17 protein-coding genes are annotated in these 17,896 nt (G+C 60.1%); 3 read left to right on the plus strand and 14 right to left on the minus strand.

Features of this window, described 5'->3' with window-relative positions; all coding sequences use genetic code 11:
* Positions 1-29: 29 nt before the first annotated feature.
* Entirely contained in the window at positions 30-2,111 is a 2,082-nt protein-coding gene (locus ACEN8R_RS04170; protein WP_167331168.1) for a carboxy terminal-processing peptidase, read from the minus strand.
* A gap of 140 nt (positions 2,112-2,251) precedes the next feature.
* Here ACEN8R_RS04170 and ACEN8R_RS04175 point away from each other — a divergent pair, with 140 nt between their 5' ends.
* The gene (locus ACEN8R_RS04175; RefSeq protein ID WP_026286337.1) at positions 2,252-3,214 is read left to right on the plus strand and encodes a zinc-binding dehydrogenase; all 963 of its coding nucleotides are present in this window, start codon (positions 2,252-2,254) and stop codon (positions 3,212-3,214) included.
* 167 nt (positions 3,215-3,381) lie between these two features.
* Here the strand turns inward: ACEN8R_RS04175 and ACEN8R_RS04180 are convergent, their stop codons facing one another.
* The 6 genes from ACEN8R_RS04180 to ACEN8R_RS04205 form a co-directional block, all read right to left on the minus strand.
* On the minus strand, positions 3,382-4,035 hold the full coding sequence (locus ACEN8R_RS04180) for an HAD family hydrolase (protein WP_018925173.1): 654 nt from the start codon (positions 4,033-4,035) through the stop codon (positions 3,382-3,384).
* A 34-nt stretch (positions 4,036-4,069) separates the two neighbouring features.
* Complete coding sequence (locus tag ACEN8R_RS04185; RefSeq protein WP_007936172.1) at positions 4,070-5,059, minus strand: ABC transporter ATP-binding protein; 990 nt, start codon at positions 5,057-5,059, stop codon at positions 4,070-4,072.
* Positions 5,056-5,856: an ABC transporter permease gene (locus tag ACEN8R_RS04190; RefSeq protein ID WP_018925174.1), complete on the minus strand. Its 801-nt coding sequence runs from the start codon at positions 5,854-5,856 to the stop codon at positions 5,056-5,058. Before ACEN8R_RS04190 ends, ACEN8R_RS04185 begins: the two co-directional genes overlap by 4 nt.
* Positions 5,843-6,679 (minus strand): ABC transporter permease, encoded by an 837-nt coding sequence (locus tag ACEN8R_RS04195; RefSeq protein ID WP_167331172.1) that lies wholly within the window; start codon positions 6,677-6,679, stop codon positions 5,843-5,845. The genes ACEN8R_RS04190 and ACEN8R_RS04195 overlap by 14 nt, the downstream gene beginning before the upstream one ends.
* A 5-nt stretch (positions 6,680-6,684) precedes the next feature.
* Positions 6,685-7,491, minus strand: a complete 807-nt coding sequence (locus ACEN8R_RS04200; protein WP_018925176.1) for an alkaline phosphatase family protein — start codon at positions 7,489-7,491, stop codon at positions 6,685-6,687.
* Positions 7,492-7,718: 227 nt separating this feature from the next.
* Positions 7,719-8,786: an ABC transporter substrate-binding protein gene (locus tag ACEN8R_RS04205; protein ID WP_018925177.1), complete on the minus strand. Its 1,068-nt coding sequence runs from the start codon at positions 8,784-8,786 to the stop codon at positions 7,719-7,721.
* Positions 8,787-9,137: 351 nt separating this feature from the next.
* Between ACEN8R_RS04205 and ACEN8R_RS04210 the strand changes: the two genes are divergently transcribed.
* The gene (locus tag ACEN8R_RS04210; protein ID WP_007940851.1) at positions 9,138-9,851 is read left to right on the plus strand and encodes a UTRA domain-containing protein; all 714 of its coding nucleotides are present in this window, start codon (positions 9,138-9,140) and stop codon (positions 9,849-9,851) included.
* A 7-nt stretch (positions 9,852-9,858) separates the two neighbouring features.
* Here ACEN8R_RS04210 and ACEN8R_RS04215 read toward each other — a convergent pair whose 3' ends face one another.
* The 7 genes from ACEN8R_RS04215 to minC form a co-directional block, all read right to left on the minus strand.
* Complete coding sequence (locus tag ACEN8R_RS04215) at positions 9,859-12,012, minus strand: mechanosensitive ion channel family protein (RefSeq protein WP_018925178.1); 2,154 nt, start codon at positions 12,010-12,012, stop codon at positions 9,859-9,861.
* 77 nt (positions 12,013-12,089) lie between these two features.
* A complete protein-coding gene (locus ACEN8R_RS04220; protein ID WP_008005668.1) occupies positions 12,090-12,266 on the minus strand; it encodes a hypothetical protein in 177 nt (58 codons plus the stop codon).
* A 248-nt stretch (positions 12,267-12,514) separates the two neighbouring features.
* Positions 12,515-13,804 (minus strand): M18 family aminopeptidase, encoded by a 1,290-nt coding sequence (locus tag ACEN8R_RS04225; RefSeq protein ID WP_018925179.1) that lies wholly within the window; start codon positions 13,802-13,804, stop codon positions 12,515-12,517.
* A 273-nt stretch (positions 13,805-14,077) separates the two neighbouring features.
* Complete coding sequence (locus ACEN8R_RS04230) at positions 14,078-14,713, minus strand: RluA family pseudouridine synthase (RefSeq protein ID WP_018925180.1); 636 nt, start codon at positions 14,711-14,713, stop codon at positions 14,078-14,080.
* A 91-nt stretch (positions 14,714-14,804) separates the two neighbouring features.
* A complete protein-coding gene (gene minE, locus ACEN8R_RS04235; RefSeq protein ID WP_007940845.1) occupies positions 14,805-15,059 on the minus strand; it encodes a cell division topological specificity factor MinE in 255 nt (84 codons plus the stop codon).
* A complete protein-coding gene (gene minD, locus ACEN8R_RS04240; RefSeq protein WP_007940844.1) occupies positions 15,059-15,871 on the minus strand; it encodes a septum site-determining protein MinD in 813 nt (270 codons plus the stop codon). The genes minE and minD overlap by 1 nt, the downstream gene beginning before the upstream one ends.
* Positions 15,872-16,072: 201 nt before the next feature.
* The gene (minC, locus tag ACEN8R_RS04245; RefSeq protein WP_026286338.1) at positions 16,073-16,810 is read right to left on the minus strand and encodes a septum site-determining protein MinC; all 738 of its coding nucleotides are present in this window, start codon (positions 16,808-16,810) and stop codon (positions 16,073-16,075) included.
* Positions 16,811-16,928: 118 nt separating this feature from the next.
* On the opposite strand from minC, the gene ACEN8R_RS04250 reads away from it, so the two are divergent.
* Positions 16,929-17,861 carry a lipid A biosynthesis lauroyl acyltransferase gene (locus ACEN8R_RS04250; RefSeq protein ID WP_064619271.1) on the plus strand — a complete coding sequence of 311 codons (933 nt, stop codon included), beginning with the start codon at positions 16,929-16,931 and terminating at the stop codon, positions 17,859-17,861.
* Positions 17,862-17,896 lie beyond the last annotated feature (35 nt).

A 17,896-nucleotide genomic window follows, 5' to 3' on the forward strand; every position in this document is an offset into this window, starting at 1 on the left:
TAAATTGCCATCATCCTGATTGTAAGCACTTAGTGCTTGGCGACCGCAGTGTTGAGTTTCAAGTAATCCAGCAGAATCCGCCCGGTCTCGCTCAGGTAGGCGTCGTCTTCTGGTTTGGTCTTGTCCGGCTCGGCCGCGATGGCATCTTCGTCTTCTTTCTTCAGCTCTTTGAGCGGCTCTTCACCCTTGGCCTTGCGACGGATGTTTTCCATGGCCAGTTGCTTGGCTTCGATATCGGCGTGTTGTGCACGACGGTCGGCTTCATTGAGGCTGACGGTTTTTTCGGCCATCAGCTTCTGGGCCAGGGCCAGTTTGTCGCGGATGAACACGAACTCCGCGTCTTTGGCCGAGCGCATATCATGCTCGGACTTGAGCTGCGTGATGTACGGTTTGAACGGGTCGACCGCCGGCTTGATGGCCGCACGGATGGTGTCCCACGGCATCGCTTCCGGCAGGGCGCTTTCGCCGATTTCCTTGGTGTCGATGATCGACGGGTAATCGATGTCCGGCAGTACGCCCTGATGCTGGGTGCTCTGGCCGGAAACCCGGTAGAACTTGGCCAGGGTCAGTTTCAGTTCGCCATGGTTCAGCGGCTGAATGGTCTGCACGGTGCCTTTGCCGAAGGTCTGGCCGCCGATGATCAGTGCACGGTGGTAGTCCTGCATCGCACCGGCGAAGATCTCCGACGCCGAGGCGGACAAACGGTTGACCAGCAACGCCATCGGGCCTTTGTAGAACGCGCCCGGGTTTTCATCTTCCAGTACATCGACCCGGCCGTCGGCGTTACGCACCAGCACGGTCGGACCTTTGTCGATGAACAAGCTGGTCAGTTCGGTGGCTTCCTGCAGGGAACCGCCGCCGTTGTTGCGCAGGTCGATGACCACGCCGTCGACCTTGTCTTTCTGCAGTTCGGTCAGCAGCTTCTTGACGTCGCGGGTGGTGCTCTTGTAGTCCGGATCGCCGGCACGGAAGGCCTTGAAGTCCAGGTAGAAGGCCGGGATCTCGATGACGCCGAGCTTGTAGTCCTTGCCATCCTGCTTGAGGCTGAGGATCGACTTCTTCACCGCCTGATCTTCAAGCTTCACCGCTTCGCGGGTGATCGGCACGATCTTGCTGGTCTGGTCATTCGGCGCATTGCTGGCCGGAATCACTTCCAGGCGCACCACGGTGCCTTTCGGCCCACGAATCAGTTTGACCACTTCGTCCAGGCGCCAGCCGACCACGTCGACCATCTCTTTGTTACCCTGGGCTACGCCGATGATCTTGTCGGCCGGAGCGACCTGCTTGGTCTTGTCGGCCGGGCCGGCAGGCACCAGGCGCACGACTTTGACTTGATCGTTATCGCTCTGCAACACGGCGCCAATGCCCTCCAGGGACAGGCTCATGTTGATGTCGAAGTTCTCCGCGTTATCCGGCGACAGATAGTTGGTATGCGGGTCGTACGACATGGCGAAGGTGTTGATGTACGCCTGGAAGATATCTTCCGCGCGGGTCTGGTCCAGACGCACCAGCTGATTCTTGTAACGCTTGGTCAGGGTTTCCTGAATCTGCTTTGGCTCTTTGCCGGAAATCTTCATCCGCAGCACTTCGTCCTTGACGCGTTTGCGCCACAGGTCGTCGAGCTCGGCGGTGGTCTTGAGCCAAGGGGCATCCTTGCGGTCGACCAGCAAGGTTTCCTTGGTGGTGAAGTCGATCTTGTCGACGCCCTTGTTCAGCTCGGCAAGGGCAAAGTCCAGACGCGCCTTGACGCGATCCAGATAGCGCTTGTAGATGGTGAACCCGGCGTTGAGGTCGCCGCTCTTGAGGAAGTCGTCAAACTGGGTTTTCCATTTGTCGAATTCGGCAATGTCACTGGCCATGAAGTAGCTGCGCGATGGATCCAGCAGCTTGAGGTAGCTGTCGTAGATGATCGCGGAGCGCGCATCGTCGAGCGGCGGCTTGCTGTAATGGTGACGCTTGAGCAATTCGACGACGTTCAGACTGGCGATGACTTCGTCGCGATCGGGCTGAAGCTTGTCCCAGCTGTTGGCTGCGAACGAATTGCTCGACATCGGCAAAAGACCGAGACCAATGACAAGAGCGAGGGCGGTACTGGGGAAAAAATGCTTCATGCTGATTCGACGCGGGGACAATTGATCACGCATATTAGGCCGTCTTTGAAGTCGCCGGTTCCCACAAGGGCCGGTCGCATAATGCAAGAAAGCCCGGCGCTATAGCTTCGGGCTCAGTCCAGACTCACTATGGAGGCACTGTGAAAGCATTGCAAGGCGTTGAGGGGCGAGTGGAGTGGGTTGAGGAGCCGAGTCCTACGTGCGATGTAGGACAAGTTCGTATCCGAGTGGCGGCAGCGGGACTCAATCGAGCCGATTTGTTGCAGAAAGCGGGCCTGTATCCGCCGCCGCCGGGAGCCAGTCAAGCACTGGGTCTTGAGTGTTCGGGGGTGATCAGCGAGGTCGGCCCGGGCTCGTCCTGGCAGGTCGGAGATCGGGTTTGCGCCTTGCTGGCCGGGGGTGGGATGGCCGAAGAGGTAGTTGTCGACGGACGGCATGTGTTGCCGGTTCCCGAAGGTTTGTCCCTGGCCGAGGCCGCGGCGTTGCCGGAAGTGTATGCGACCGTTTGGCTGAATTTGTTTCAATTGGCTTCGCTCAAACCGGGTGAGAAAGTTCTTCTGCATGCCGGAGCAAGTGGAATCGGTTCAGCTGCCATTCAGCTGTGCAAGGCATTCGGCAACCCGTGCTGGGTCAGCGTCGGCTCCGAGGATCGTCTGGCCTACTGTGAAGCGCTGGGTGCCCAGGGTGGAGTGGTGCGCAATAAGGATCTGGACCGCCTGAACGATCTGGGGCCGTTCGATGTGATCCTGGATCCGGTGGGTGGCAACTATGCGGCGCTGAACCTCAAGTTGCTGGCTCGCGATGGCCGTTGGGTGTTGATCGGTTTGATGGGCGGTCGTGAAGCGCAGCTGGATCTGGCGCAGGTGCTGGCCAAGCGCGTGCAACTGCTGGGTTCGACCCTGCGCAATCGAGACGAGCAGTTCAAGGCCGATTTGTTCAGCGATCTCAGCCAGCACGTCTGGCCGCTGTTTGCCGAAGGGCGTTTGAGCCCGCAACTGGCCAGGACGTTTGCGATCGAGGACGCCGAAGCGGCGTTTGCGGAGCTGGCGACCAATCAGGTGTCGGGCAAGCTGGTGCTGGTGATTGACGACAGCCTGAGCTGACAACATGAACCTGTGAGTGCCTTTGTGGCGAGGGAGCTTGCTCCCGCTCGGTTGCGAAGCAGCCGCAAAACCTGAAAACCGGTTTTACCTGGCTAGCCACAGTGACTGATTTCAGGGCCGCTTCGCGGCCCAGCGGGAGCAAGCTCCCTCGCCACAGGGGACCCGGATTACTTCCAGATATGGATCGGCCAGCCGGCTTTTTCGGCGTGTTCGAGCAACACTGGATCCGGATTCACCACATGCGGGAAATCCACCTTCAGCAGCAGCGGCAAATCGTTGCGTGAGTCCGAGTAGAAACTCGCGCCTTCAAGGTTTTCCTCTTCGGCGTCCAGCCATTCCAGCAAGCGGGTGATCTTGCCTTCGCGGTAGGTCAGGGTGCCCACCGTGTTGCCGCTGTACACCCCGTGCGCCACTTCCAGCTCGATGCCGAGAATCTCGTCGATGCCCAGACGGTCGGCAATCGGCTTGACCAAATGCGTACCCGAGGCCGAGATCACCAGAATCCGGTCGCCGGCCTTGCGGTGGGCGGCGATGGCTTTGGTGGCGTCGCTGAAGATGATCGGCTCGATAAAGTCTTCCACCCAGGGCGCTACCAAGTGTTCGAGCTCTTGCGGCGTGCGACCGATCAACGGCTCCAGGCTGAAGGCCATGTAGTCTTCCATCGCCAAGTGGCCCCTGCCGTAGGCATCCATCAATTCCTTGTCACGACGCAGGAAGGATTCGCCATCGACCCAGCCGAGGCGGGCCATCTGTTCGCTCCATAGCGAGGCGCAGTCGCCGTGGATCAGGGTTTCGTCCAGATCAAAAATTGCCAGGGCCATCAGTACGGTTCTCTCTTCAACATCAGCAAGGTCATCAGGCTACCTCACACAGGGCTGTCGGATCGATGGAAAGTGCCAGGCGCTGACCATCGGGATGCAGATCGGACGCCGAGCGGTTCAGCACATCCACCACCAATTCCACCCCCCGAGCTTCCACCCGATAGCGAATCACGTTGCCCAACAGGCTGTGGCTGCGCACCTGCGCGTCGAGTTCGCCGTTCAGGCTTAGCTCAATGGCCTCCGGGCGAATCGCGATGCGGTGGGTGATCGGCCGCTGCAGCAGTTTGCTGGCGCTGTCGGCGTCCAGCAGGTTGTAGTTGCCGATGAAGCCTGCGGCGAACACGTCGACGGGCGCGGTGTAGAGGGTTTCGGCATCGCCACTCTGTACGATCTTTCCCTGATTCATCAGGAAGATTCGGTCAGACATGGTCAGGGCTTCTTCCTGATCGTGCGTGACGAAGATCGTGGTCAGGCCGAGTTCGCGCTGGATCTGACGGATCTGTTCGCGCAAGTGCTTGCGAATCCGAGCATCGAGCGCCGACAGCGGCTCATCCAGCAACAACAGCCGAGGCCGGGTCACCAACGAACGAGCGAGAGCGACACGCTGGCACTGGCCACCGGACAGCTGATGCGGGTAGCGGGCGGCGAAGTCATTGAGTTCTACCAGTCTCAGCACTTCGGCGACGCGTTTTTGGCTGTCGTCGGCGTTGACCTTCTGCATGCGCAAACCGAAGGCGACGTTCTGCTCCACGGTCATGTTCGGGAACAGCGCATAACTTTGGAACACCATGCCGATTCCGCGTTTCTGCGGGCTCAGTGGGACGAGGTCGTGACCTTCCAGCAGAATCTGGCCACCGTCCACCGAGGTCAGGCCGGCGATGCAACGCAGCAGCGTGGACTTGCCGCAACCGGACGGGCCGAGCAGGGTGACGAATTCGCCTTTCCTGATTTCGCAGTTGATGTCGCTGAAGACGGTGGTGCCTGAGTAATCTTTCTGAAGATGTTGGACGCTTACATAGCTCATTCGCTTTTGTCCTTGTTCAAGATATTGGCCACCCAGGTCAGAACCAGCACAAAGAAGAAGTAGGAAATCACCAGCGCACTGGTGAAGTGGCCGCTGCTGTTGCGCATGTTGTTGAGGTAGACCTGCAGGGTTTCGTAGCGGGTGCCGACGAGGATGTTGGCGAACACGAACTCACCGAACAGGAACGAGAAGGACAGCAGCAACGCGACCATCAGCCCCTTGCGCAGGTTCGGCAACACCACCAGGAAGGCTGCTTGCCAAGTGCTGGCGCCGAGCAGTTGCGCGGCGTCCATCAGGTCGCGCAGGTTGATCGCTTGCAGGTTGTTGGTGATCGCCCGGTACATGAACGGCAGCGCCACGGTGAAGTAGCAACCGATCAGAATCCACGGCGTACCCACCATCGCGAACGGCCCCGAACCGTAGAGCTGCAACAGCCCCACCGACGACACCACCGGCGGCACCGCGAAGGGCAGCAGGATCAGGATGTTCATCAGCGCGTCGAGCTTCGGGAAGTGGTAATGCACCACGAACAGCAGCGGCAGAATCAGCACCACCGACAGAATCAGCGAGCCGATACAAACCAGCAACGACTGACCGAATGCGTCGAGAAAGCGTGGATCGCTCCACAGCTGGATGTACCACTTGAAGGTAAAGCCGCTGGGCATAATCGTCGCCGACCAACTGCTGGCGATCGAGTAGATCAAGGTTCCGAGCAGCGGCAATAACAGAATGGCAAACAGCAAATACACGATGACCCGGTGGTAGACACCGACGGGCCCCAGTTCAGCGCGAGACATGGTAGCTCCTCTTCAACAGCAGCTGATGCACGATGGTCACCAGGGTCATCAACGCCACCAGCACCACGGCCAAGGCGCTGGCGAGGTTCGGGTCGAGGGAAATGTCGCCGGACACCATCGCCGCGATACGGATCGGCAACACGTTGAAGTTGCCGGTGGTCAGCGCGTAGACCGTGGCGTAGGCGCCAAGGGCGTTGGCCAGCAGAATCACGAATGTGCCCAGCAGTGCCGGGGTCAGCACCGGCAGACCGATGTGTCGCCAGAATTGCCAGCCGTTGGCCCCGAGCAAGGCGGCGGACTCACGCCAGTCTTCGCGCAGGGCATCGAAGGCCGGGTAGAGCAACAGCACGCCCAGGGGAATCTGGAAGTAGGTGTAGAGAATGATCAGCCCGGTTTTCGAGTACAGGTTGAAATCCTGAATGATTCCGGCCTGTTTCAGCATGATGGTGAAGGTGCCGTTGAACCCCAGCAAGATGATGAACGCGAAGGCCAGGGGCACACCGGCGAAGTTGCTGGTCATGTTGGCGAAGGCATTCACGAAGTTGCGCAGTTTCGAGTCGACCCGGCGCAGGGAGTAGGCGCCGAGCACGGCAATGACGATGCCGAATACGCTGGACCAGAAACTGATCTCGAGGCTGTACTGGATCGCCTGCAAATAGAACTTCGAGTTGAAGATTTTGCTGAAGTTGGCCAGGCCCCAACCGAACTCTTCCGATTGCAGGCTGTTGATCATCACCCAGAGCAGCGGGGCGATCTCGAACACGAAGAAGAAAATCGCGAAGGGCACCAGGCACAGAGCGGCCAGCCATTTACCGCGGGTCATGGCATTCACTTGAGCAGCTCCCGGCACACAGGTTTGTCGTGGGGCACGCCCAGCAGTTCGCAGACGGTGCCGCACAGTTCGGTTTGTTTCGGTGCAGCGCCTTGGTTGAAGCTGAAGGCGTCGCCGAGGACGAACAGCGGCACTTCGCGTTCTTCAGGCAGCAGGCCGTTGTGCGAGCGGTCGTTGTTCATGCCGTGGTCGGCAGTCACCAGCACTTGGTATCCGGCGTCGAGCCAGCCTTGCAGGTAGTCGGCGAGGATGACGTCCGCCGAGCGGGCGCTGTTGCGGTATTGCGGGGTGTCGAGGCCGTGCTTGTGCCCAGCGTCGTCGATGTTCATGGGGTGGACCAACAGAAAGTTCGGCGCGTGGCGCAGGCGCAGGTTTTCCGCGTCGGCGAACAGGTGCGAATCCGGGTAGTGGTCGTTCCAGTAGAAGTGACCGTGCTGGATCGGCAGTTTCGGGTCGTCGGTGTGACGGTCCCGGGCAGCCACGAACGGCGAACGGTTATACAACTCGCTGACCCAGTGATAGGCCGCGGCGGCGGTTTTCAGGCCGGCGTCGGTGGCGTAATGGTAGATGCTGCGCTGGTTGGACAGGCGTGAGACGTTGTTGTGAACGATGCCGCTGTCGATCGGCGCAACGCCGGTCAGGATGCATTCGTAAAGCGGTCGGGACAGAGCCGGCAGTGCACATTCCAGTTTGTAGAGCGCCGCGCGTCCTGCGCCAACGTAAGCCTGCAGATGCCCCATGGCGTGGCGCGCGACTTCGTAATTGAGGCCGTCGAGCACGACAAGGATGACGTTGTGCTTCATGGGGGGTGGGACTCCGCAAAAACAGATGATTCAAGTACGCAACCAATCCCTTGTGGGAGCGGGCTTGTGGCGAGGGGGCTTGTCGGACCGCCGCATCGCCCCGTTGGGCCGCGCAGCGGACCCAGTATCTACGAGCGCTGCGCACTCGAACGGGGGCAAGCCCCCTCGCCACAGGCCCGCTCCCCCATTTGGATCTCCATCAGATATCCAAATGGGGATCTACAGGTTTACGGCATATTGATGATGACTTCTTCCTGCCACTTCTGCGGCAGCGACTTGGAGGTCTTTTCCCACGCGTCGGCGTCTTTGATCGGCGTGACCTTTTTGTACTGCTCGTTAGGCAGCAGCTTGGCCTTGACCTCTTCCGGCAGAGTCAAATGCTCGGCGCGAATTGGACGGGCGTTGCCTTTTGCCAGGTTGATCTGGCCAGCGTCGCTGAAGATGTATTCGCGGGCCAGTTTGGCGGCGTTCGGGTGCTTGGCGTATTTGTTGATGATGGTGGTGTAGCCGGAAATCACCGAGCCATCGGATGGAATCAGCACGGTGTAGTCATCCGGATTGGCCATCTTGGCCTTGTAGCTCAGGCCGTTGAAGTCCCAGACCACGCCGACTTCGATTTCACCCTTTTCCATGGTGGCGATCGTCGGGTTGGCCATGGACAGGCGGCCTTGCTTGGCGATGTCTGCGAACAGCAACAGGGCCGGCTGAATGTTTTTCTCGTCACCGCCATTGGCGAGGGCGGCGGCCAGTACGCCGTTGGCAGCCTGGGCTGCGGTGCTTACGTCACCGATGGAGACTTTGTACTTGCCGCTCTTGAGGTCGGCCCATTTGGTCGGTGCTTCGGAACCGTGCAGCAGCTTTTTATTGATGATGAACGCGATGGAGCCGGTGTAGGCCAGTGCCCAGTTACCGTCCTTGTCCTTGGCCCAGTCCGGAACCTGTGCCCAAGTACTCGGCTTGTAAGGTTGCACCACGCCCTGCTTGACCGCGATCGGGCCGAAGGCGGCACCGACGTCGCCGATGTCGGCGGTGGCGTTGTCTTTTTCGGCGGCGAACTTGGCGATTTCCTGGGCCGAGCTCATGTCGGTGTCGATGTGTTTCAGGCCGTATTTCTTGGCCAGGTCTTCCCAGGTGCCTTTCCAGTTGGCCCAGTCATCGGGCATGCCGACGCTGTTGACGGCGCCTTCCGCTTTCGCAGCGGCTTCGAGTGTTTTCAGATCGGTATCCGCCGCCATGGCGGCAGTGCACAGGGCAATGGTCGAGCCTAACAGTGATGCCAGGAAAAACTGTTTCATCCGAAGCTCCTTTGGGCGTTTTCAACGCTGCGATTGCGGTTGTGTTGGTCTAGGTCAGCAATACCTGAGCCAATTTAGGCGTCCTGGATGACATTTTGATGTCGACGACCGGTCGGCCTGAATTTCCTGCGCTCGGATACGCGGGGTGCGAGATAAGCGTAGACCATGGCTAAAGGGCTGATATGAAAGGGACTTGGCCATGAAATTGCAGGTGTCTGAAGCAACCGTTCGGCGGCTTTGTCATCTGTCAGTCATCTGCAGTGCCTAGGCTTGCAGGCAATTGATGGAGCCCGGTTTCGATCGCGGTTCTGCCCTGAATCAGTGCTGGTCTAGTCCAGATAGGTAACGTTGATGCGCATCGAGACAACCAAAGCGGTGACAGCGATCGGGCAGGTTCTGCAAGAACAGCTCGACCACGGGCTGTTGGCGCCTGGGAGCAAGTTGCCGGCCGAGCGCAAGCTCAGTGAGTTGTTCGGTACCACGCGGATTACCGTGCGTGAGGCGTTGTTGCAGTTGGAGGCCCAGGGCCAGATTTATCGCGAGGAGCGGCGTGGCTGGTTCGTGTCGCCACCACGGCTGGCTTATAACCTGATGCAACGCAGCCACTTTCACGCGATGGTCAGCGCCCAGGGGCGGGTGCCGTCCACCGAGGTGATTTCCGCGCGTTTGCAACCGGCGTCAGCGGCGGTGTGTGCCTGGCTGCAGTTGCCGGCGCTGTCGAGCGTGATCCAGATCTGCCGCTCGCGACGGATTGACGGGCGATTGGTGCTGTATGTGGAGCACTACCTGAACCCGCAATATTTTCCGGGGATCCTGGATTTCGATCTGAATCAGTCGATGACCGAACTGTATGCGCGGCATTACGACTTGCACTACGGGCGGGTGCGCTTCGAGATCGTGCCGACCGCGTTGTCGGTGGACGCCGCGGCGGCTTTACGGGTGTCGGTGGGCAGCCCGGGGTTGCGGATTGCCCGGGTCAACTACGATCAGCATCAGCGGCTGATCGATTGTGACCTGGAGTTTTGGCGCCATGATGCGATTCATGTCGGGGTGGATGTGGTTTGAACCCCATCTACGCAGATTGTTCGCCACCGGGGGTGATCACCTGAATGCTCATGCGCGGTGTCGCCAGATCCAGCCCGGCCTCATCCAGATGCCGCTTCAGCGATAAATTGAATGCCCGGGACACTTCCCACTGCTTGATCGGCGCGGTCTTGAAGCGCGCGCGCAGAATCGCATTGCCTGACTCGAAACTTTCGACCCCCTGGATCTCCAGCGGCGACCAGATGTTGCGCCGTTGCAGCGGGTCGGTGCGCATTTTCTGGCCGACGTCGCGCATCAGCTTGATCGCCTCGTCGATGTCCATGTTTGAGGGCACCGCCACCCGGAAGATCGCGTAGCCGAACTCCCGGGAGTAGTTCTTGATGCTTTTGATTTCGCTGAACGGAATAGTGTGGACGATGCCGTCGATGTCCCGCAGGCGCACGGTGCGGATGGTCAGGCCTTCGACCGTGCCCAGGTGGCCGCCGACGTCCACGTAGTCGTCGATGGCCAGGGAGTCTTCGATGATGATGAACAGCCCGGTGATCAAGTCGGCCACCAGCGATTGCGCGCCGAAACCGATGGCCAGGCCGATGACACCGGCACCGGCCAGCAGCGGCGTGACGTTCATGCCCATGTTCGCCAGGGCGACGATCAGCGCAATGATGAAAATCGCCACGAACAGCACGTTGCGGATCAGCGGCATCATCGTCTGCGCGCGGGCGTTGGCCAGGCCTTTGCGTGAGCGGGTGAGGGCGTGATGCACGGCGGTGTCGCTGAGGATCCAGATCAGCCAGGCAAAAATCAGCGTGCCGCCGAGGCTGAACAGCTTGACGCTGACTTCATGGCCTTCGCCTTCGGTGAAGCGAATCAGCGACATGCCCCAGACCCGCAGGCCGAGTTCGATGAACGCCAGCCATACCAGCAGATGGGCGAGGGTGTAGAAGAAGCTTTTCAGGCGATCCGAATACAGCGCATGGCGCTTGGGGCCGCGTTGTGGCTTGAGTGCATGACGGCGCACCAGCCCGTTGATGACCATGCACAACACCAGCAGCACGGTGCAGATCAGCGACTGACGCAGCGCGGTGCTGGTGTCGCCGGCAGAGACGAAGGTGGCGAACAGTGAGATGCCCACCAGCACCAGCGCCGGCAGATACCAGAACGTCCCGAGGATTTCGATCGTGTCGCTCAAGGCGCGGCGGGTCAGGCGCCGAGACAGCGGCTGGTTGCGGATCAGGTGCGCGATAGGCCTGCGGAAACGCAGAATGAAAAAACCTGTGAAGATCGCCGCCAGTACATTGGCGAACGTCGCCGCCGTATGGGCCAGATGTTCACCGAGGCTGGCGATCAGGCGCGGGTCGTTCAGGGCTTCACCGAAGGCGGCGAAACTGCCGATCAGCCACAACGGGCGGAAGGCCTGATGCCGCAGGATGTACAGGGCGCGATGACGATGCGGGCCATCGAGCAGGGAAAACGCGATGACGCAGATCGCCGAGAAACAGGTACCGACCACCAGCGCATAAGCCAGCACCATGGCCAGGCTTTTGCCCAATGACGAGGGCAGGGCGTAGGTCATGTATACCGTCATGACCAGGGCGATCATCCACGGCCCGAGTTTGCGCAAGGCAAAGCGCAGCATGTCCAGGGCCTTGGGGTGTTGCGGCAGTTCTTCGGTGAGGCCGAAGCGCATGCGCACCCGGTGGCCGAGCCAGATCAGGGCGGCGGCCAGCAAGCTCCAGACCATCAGGATCATGGCGAAGGCAAAGATGATGGGCAGCCATTCATTGGCCGGCAGCATGAGTGCCACCAGTTCATCCTTGGCCAGGTTGACTTCTTCGGACCAGCGAGTGAGGGGGCTGTCGGCGCCGGAAAATTGCTTTTCGAAACTGGCCAGGGTGCCGCCGATCAGGCCCAGCACGCCTTCTTCTGTGGTCGGTTGGGCTTTTTTGCTGACGTCGCGCAGCTTTTTCAGGTCCGCCAGCAGTTTGGTCCGTTGCTGATCGTTTTCCAGCGACTTGATGACTTCGTCCAGCGACTGCCCCAGTGGAGCTTGCGCTTCGGGCTGGGTTTTCGCCGAGCCGCTGAGCAGCCCCGGCAAGCCGGCCGCCTGGGCAGGCGTCAGCGGCAGCAGCGTCATCAGGCAGACAAGGAACAAACAGTGCAGGGCAAAAAGACGAGCGAACACTAGGCGGTCAACCTCGGATGAGCGAATCGGCCGAGTGTACGAGCCCGTCAAAATCAATGCGAGCCGGGCGTAAGGATTTATTCGTTGAGTTTGGCGAGGATCTTGTAGATCACGGTGGCGAGGATCATCAGCATGCCGACCCACATCGCGAACACACCGGCGTTCTTGTCGCGAAAGTTGAAGCCGATGGCCAACATGATCATCCCGGAAAGAATCGGGATTAGCATGGCGTGAAACGAAGACATCGAGATCATGGTGACAGCCTTGTCGGAGGGGTTACTGCAAGTCTAGGCGGCTTTCGGGCGGGCGTTGGTGATGTGTGGCAGGAATGGATCGCAAGATCATTGTGGCGAGGGAGCTTGCTCCCGTTGGGCTGCGAAGCAGCCCCAAAACAAAGCAACATCGGCTAATCAGCCAGACCGAGTTTGCCAAGTTACGACTGCTTCGCAGCCGAGCGGGAGCAAGCTCCCTCGCCACAAAAGTTGCCTTTTAATCACAAGGGTTATGGCAACTCGCGGCAGGCGTAAAACGCGCTCAGCACTTTGACCAGGTGTGCCAGGTCATGGCTACCGCACAGCTCGCGGATCGAGTGCATGGCGAACGTCGGCAAACCGATGTCCACGGTGCGCACGCCCAGGTGGCTGGCGGTGATCGGGCCGATGGTCGAGCCGCAGCCCATGTCGCTGCGCACCACGAAGCTTTGCACCGGTACTTCTTCGGCCATGCACAAATGACGGAAGAACCCGGCGGTTTCGCTGTTGGTGGCGTAGCGCTGGTTGCTGTTGACCTTGATTACCGGGCCGGCGTTGAGTTTCGGGCCGTGGTTGGCATCGTGTTTATCGGCGTAGTTCGGGTGTACGCCGTGGGCGTTGTCGGCCGAGACCAGCAGGGATTTCTGAATGGTCCGTACGAATTCATCCCCTTCGGGCAACAGGCGACGCAGGGTTTGCTCAAGCATCGGACCGTCGGCGCCACAGGCCGAGCAGGAACCGACTTCTTCGTGATCGTTGCAGACCAGCACGCAGGTTTCGTCTGTTTCGGTCGTCAGCAATGCTTGCAGGCCGGCGTAGCACGACAACAGGTTGTCCAGGCGGGCGCCCGCGATGAAATCGCCATGCAGGCCAATGACCGCGGCGCTTTGGGTGTCGTAGAAGCTCAGCTCGTAATCGAGCACCACGTCGGCGTTCAGGCCATGTTCGCGGGCCAGCTGATCGGTGAGCACGGCGCGGAAGTCCACGCGTTCGTCACCGGCGAATTGCGCGAGAATCGGCGGCAGCTCGGTCTGGGCATTGATCGCCCAGCCCATGTTGGCTTCACGGTTGAGGTGAATGGCCAGGTTCGGAATGATTGCAACGGGAGCCTTGAAGTCGATCAACTGGCTCTCGACCTTGCCATCGCGACGGAAGGTCACGCGGCCGGCCAACGACAGATCGCGGTCGAACCACGGCGCCAGCAGCGCACCGCCATAGACTTCGACGCCCAATTGCCAGAAGCCCTGGCGTTGCAGTTCCGGCTGGGGTTTGACCCGCAGGCACGGGCTGTCGGTGTGCGCGCCAACCAGGCGAATGCCGCCATGCAGGGGCGAATGACGGCCCATTTTGAACGCGACGATCGAAGAGTCGTTACGGGTGACGTAGTAACGGCCATTGGCTTCGGTGGTCCATGGCTCGCGCTCGTCGAGGCGCACAAAACCGGCCGCTTCCAGGCGTTGGACAAGGCTGGCGGTGGCATGGAACGGGGTAGGGGAGGCCTTGAGGAAGTCGATCAGGCCTTGGTTCAACTCTTCGCGCATAAGAAGCTCCAGACAGCAGTGGCGCCAGTTTAACGTATTGAAAGCGCAAAGTGCGGCGGGCCTGATGTTGGCGGCGCGTGAGATTTAATGTGGCGAGGGAGCTTGCTCCCGCTCGGCGGCGCAGCGGCCGCAAATCCTGCTTGCGCGGTGTGCCCGACAGAATACGGTCGCTGGTTTTGGGAGTGCTCCGCACTCCAGCGGGAGCAAGCTCCCTCGCCACAACAGCCTCCTCGCCACAACAGCTCCCTCGACACCGAAGCCTGGGCACTACCGTTAGAACGGTGCCGGGCACTCGAAGCGCAGGCGTTCGCCGCTTTGCGGATGAGTGAAGCTCAGCATGCTCGCGTGCAGGCACAGGCGTGGCCAGGCAGCCAGGGCTTGCGGATGGGCATAGAGCCCGTCACCCAGCAGCGGGTGGCCGATGGAGAGCATGTGCACGCGCAACTGGTGAGAACGGCCGGTGATCGGCGTCAGCTCGACGCGGCACCAGTCGCCACAACGCTCCAGTACACGCCAGAAGGTCAGGGCGTGCTTGCCGAATTCGTGGTCCACCACATGCCGTGGCTTGGTCGGCGGATCGTAGCGCAGGGGCAAGTCGATGCTGCCACTGTCCAGTTCCGGTTGTCCCCAGCACAGGGCGGTGTAGGCCTTTTCGGTTTCGCGGTCGTGAAATTGCCGAGACAGCTCGCGATGAGTGTCCGGGTCACGGGCCAGCAGAATGATGCCGGAGGTTTCCCAGTCCAGCCGATGGACAATTCGCGCTTCCGGGTAGCCGTTTTCTTGCAGGCGCGTAATCAGGCAGTCCTTGTTGTCATCGGCCCGTCCGGGGACGGAGAGCAACAGGGTCGGTTTATCCACCACCAGTACGGCGGCGTCCTGATAGATGATGCGGATGTTGGACAACGGCATTAAAACAGCCTCGTAACAAACGCCAACGGCGACTCAGGCCCCCTCCAGTCATGGAAGGGCCCTGAGCCGCCGTGGCTCCCGCCGGATCGACTCAGCGATCGGGCAGGGTGATATTGAGTTCCAGAATCGAGCAGCTGCCCTGGTTTTCCAGAGCGACGTGCACGTCATCGGACCCGATATTGACGTACTTGCGGATCACTTCCACCAGTTCCTTCTGCAAGGCTGGCAAGTAGTCCGGCGTACTGCGTTGGCCGCGTTCATGCGCCACGATGATCTGTAGACGCTCTTTCGCTACCGAGGCGGTACTGGGCTTTTTGTTGGCACGAAAGAAGTCAAAAAGGTTCATTACCTACCTCCAAAAAGTCGCTCGAAGAATCCCTTCTTCTCGACATCGAGGAAACGATGGTCCACGGTCTTGCCCAACAGACGATCGACAGCATCGCTGTACGCCTGGCCGGCGTCGCTCTGGTCGTCGAGAATCACCGGCACGCCCTGGTTGGAGGCTTTGAGGACGGCTTGCGATTCCGGAATCACGCCCAGCAGGGTCACCGCGAGGATTTCCTTGACGTCTTCGACGCCGAGCATTTCGCCGTTGACGACGCGCGTAGGGTTGTAGCGGGTCAGCAACAGGTGTTCCTTGATCGGGTCTTCGCCGTTTTCGGCGCGACGGGACTTGCTGGCCAGCAGGCCCAGCATGCGGTCCGAGTCACGTACGGAGGAGACTTCCGGGTTGGTCACGACGATCGCTTCGTCAGCGAAGTACATGGCCAGGTGGGCACCTTTCTCGATACCGGCCGGGGAGTCGCAGACCACGAATTCGAAGTCTTCTTTCAACTGCATCAGGACTTTTTCTACGCCTTCCTGGGTCAGCGCGTCTTTGTCGCGGGTCTGACTGGCGGCTAGCACGTAGAGGTTTTCCAGGCGCTTGTCTTTGATCAGGGCCTGTTGCAGGTTGGCTTCGCCGTTCACCACGTTGACGAAGTCATACACCACGCGGCGCTCGCAACCCATGATCAGGTCGAGGTTACGCAAGCCGACGTCGAAGTCGACGATAACTGTTTTGTGACCACGCAGAGCGAGGCCGGTACCGATAGCGGCGCTGGTGGTGGTCTTACCCACACCACCCTTGCCGGATGTAACCACGAGAATCTTGGCCAAGGTGTTTTACCCCTAAGGAAAAAGGACGTTTAGCCCCTGAAAAACATCTCTTGAAAAACTACTGCAGTCGGACAGCCTTGGCTGGAATCCGGTTTTGAGCGGTATCTACCCCCGGTAAACACTGCTTTTAGCCTTTTTCCTACTTCGTTTGAGCCGTTTTCGCTACGTTTTAGAGATGCTTGGAAAATGCGGCAGTATCCGTTAAAGCCGAATGATGTTCAACACGTCACCCGACAGGCTGACTTGTACTCCGGCGCCCCACAATGGATCGCGGCGCAGGTCCTCGGAAACCTTGTAGTGACCGGCGATGGAGACCAGTTCAGCGGTCATTTGCTGACAGAAAATCCTGGCTTTCGTATCACCTTTGACGCCGGCCAGCACACGACCGCGCATCGCGCCGTATACATGGATGTTGCCGTCGGCGAGAAGTTCCGCCCCCGGGCTGACCGACGAAATCACCACCAGATCGCTGCCCTGGGCATAAATCTGCTGGCCACCACGTACTGGCGACGTGATGATTTTTGTCGGTTTGATGGTCGGCTCCGGTGGTTTTTCGGGTTTTTTCGCTACGACGCCTTCGAGCGGGTCGAGCGGGCGTTCCCGCGCGCCGGACGGCGGCAGCACTGGCAGATCGACCGCAATGGCGGCGGCGATGTCTTCAATGCGGCTGGCACGGATCGCCAGGGTGCGCAGGCCATGCTGGCGGCAGATGCGCATCAATCCCGGCAGGTCGACCGAGCCTTCGCTGGCCGGGAGTTTGTCCAGGGCCAGTACCAGCGGCGCATTACTGAAGAAGTTGGGCGCCTGGGCGACCTTGGCGGCCAGTTGCCGATCAAGGTTCACGAGGTCGTTACGGGCCAGTTCCAGCACCGTAATGGCCAGCATGCTGCCCTTCAACTGGAACACGGGATCTTGGTCTAGCGGTTCGGTTTGGCTCATGGTCGGCATACAACGGCTTGTCACTAAAAGTGCCGAGACTTATAACGAGAACGCCCGCAGGCCGCAAGCCGGGTCGAACGATGTAGAATGCGCGGCCATTAACTTTCCGGAACCTTTAATGGAACGCCCGCGATTTCGAACAGCATTTCTTTCTCCGCGTTTCTGGCCGCTGTGGTGTGGCCTGGGGCTGTTGTGGCTGATTGTGCAGTTGCCGTATCCGGCGTTACTGGCGATCGGTCGCGCCCTGGGCGCATTGATGTACCGAGTGGCCGGCGACCGACGGCGCATTGCCAAGCGCAATCTTGAGCTGTGTTTCCCTGAAAAATCCGCTGCCGAGCGCAAGCGCCTGCTCAAGGAAAACTTCGCGTCCACCGGCATCGCCTTCTTCGAGATGGCCATGAGCTGGTGGTGGTCGCGCAAGCGTCTGGCGAAACTGGCCCATGTCGAAGGCCTGGAGTATTTGAAACAGGCTCAGGCGCAAGGCAAGGGCGTGATTCTGATGGCTGTGCACTTCACCACGCTGGAGATCGGCGCAGCGTTGCTCGGTCAGCAACACACCATCGATGGCATGTACCGCGAACACAAGAATCCGCTGTTCGACTTCATCCAGCGCCGAGGCCGCGAGCGGCATAACCTCGACTCGCTGGCGGTGGAGCGCGACGACGTGCGTGGCATGCTCAAACTGCTGCGCGCAGGGAGAGCGATCTGGTACGCACCGGATCAGGACTATGGCGCCAAGCAAAGTATCTTCGTGCCGCTGTTCGGGATTCAGGCGGCGACTGTCACCGCCACCAGCAAATTCGCACGCTTGGGCAAAGCGCTGGTGGTGCCGTTCACCCAGGAGCGACTGGCTGACGGCAGCGGTTATCGACTGGTGATTCATGCCCCGCTCGAAGGCTTTCCCGGCGAGACGGAAGAGGCCGATTGCATTCGGATCAACCAATGGGTGGAGGGTGCGTTGCGCGAATGTCCGGAGCAATATCTCTGGGCGCATCGCCGCTTCAAGAGCCGCCCACCGGGCGAGCCGAAACTGTACGCCAAACGCGGTTGAGTCACCGATCCCTTTAAGCACCATGGAGTGTTGCA

This window comes from Pseudomonas sp. Pseusp15 (genome assembly GCF_059492165.1).

Bases quoted from the DNA above. Each gene is read 5' to 3' on its own strand.
- ACEN8R_RS04170 (WP_167331168.1), bottom strand. From the start codon at position 2,111: ATGAAGCATTTTTTCCCCAGTACCGCCCTCGCTCTTGTCATTGGTCTC.
- ACEN8R_RS04180 (WP_018925173.1), bottom strand. From the start codon at position 4,035: ATGGCCCTGGCAATTTTTGATCTGGACGAAACCCTGATCCACGGCGAC.
- ACEN8R_RS04185 (WP_007936172.1), bottom strand. From the start codon at position 5,059: ATGAGCTATGTAAGCGTCCAACATCTTCAGAAAGATTACTCAGGCACC.
- ACEN8R_RS04190 (WP_018925174.1), bottom strand. From the start codon at position 5,856: ATGTCTCGCGCTGAACTGGGGCCCGTCGGTGTCTACCACCGGGTCATC.
- ACEN8R_RS04195 (WP_167331172.1), bottom strand. From the start codon at position 6,679: ATGACCCGCGGTAAATGGCTGGCCGCTCTGTGCCTGGTGCCCTTCGCG.
- ACEN8R_RS04200 (WP_018925176.1), bottom strand. From the start codon at position 7,491: ATGAAGCACAACGTCATCCTTGTCGTGCTCGACGGCCTCAATTACGAA.
- ACEN8R_RS04205 (WP_018925177.1), bottom strand. From the start codon at position 8,786: ATGAAACAGTTTTTCCTGGCATCACTGTTAGGCTCGACCATTGCCCTG.
- ACEN8R_RS04210 (WP_007940851.1), top strand. From the start codon at position 9,138: ATGCGCATCGAGACAACCAAAGCGGTGACAGCGATCGGGCAGGTTCTG.
- ACEN8R_RS04220 (WP_008005668.1), bottom strand. From the start codon at position 12,266: ATGATCTCGATGTCTTCGTTTCACGCCATGCTAATCCCGATTCTTTCC.
- ACEN8R_RS04225 (WP_018925179.1), bottom strand. From the start codon at position 13,804: ATGCGCGAAGAGTTGAACCAAGGCCTGATCGACTTCCTCAAGGCCTCC.
- ACEN8R_RS04230 (WP_018925180.1), bottom strand. From the start codon at position 14,713: ATGCCGTTGTCCAACATCCGCATCATCTATCAGGACGCCGCCGTACTG.
- minE (WP_007940845.1), bottom strand. From the start codon at position 15,059: ATGAACCTTTTTGACTTCTTTCGTGCCAACAAAAAGCCCAGTACCGCC.
- minC (WP_026286338.1), bottom strand. From the start codon at position 16,810: ATGAGCCAAACCGAACCGCTAGACCAAGATCCCGTGTTCCAGTTGAAG.
- ACEN8R_RS04250 (WP_064619271.1), top strand. From the start codon at position 16,929: ATGGAACGCCCGCGATTTCGAACAGCATTTCTTTCTCCGCGTTTCTGG.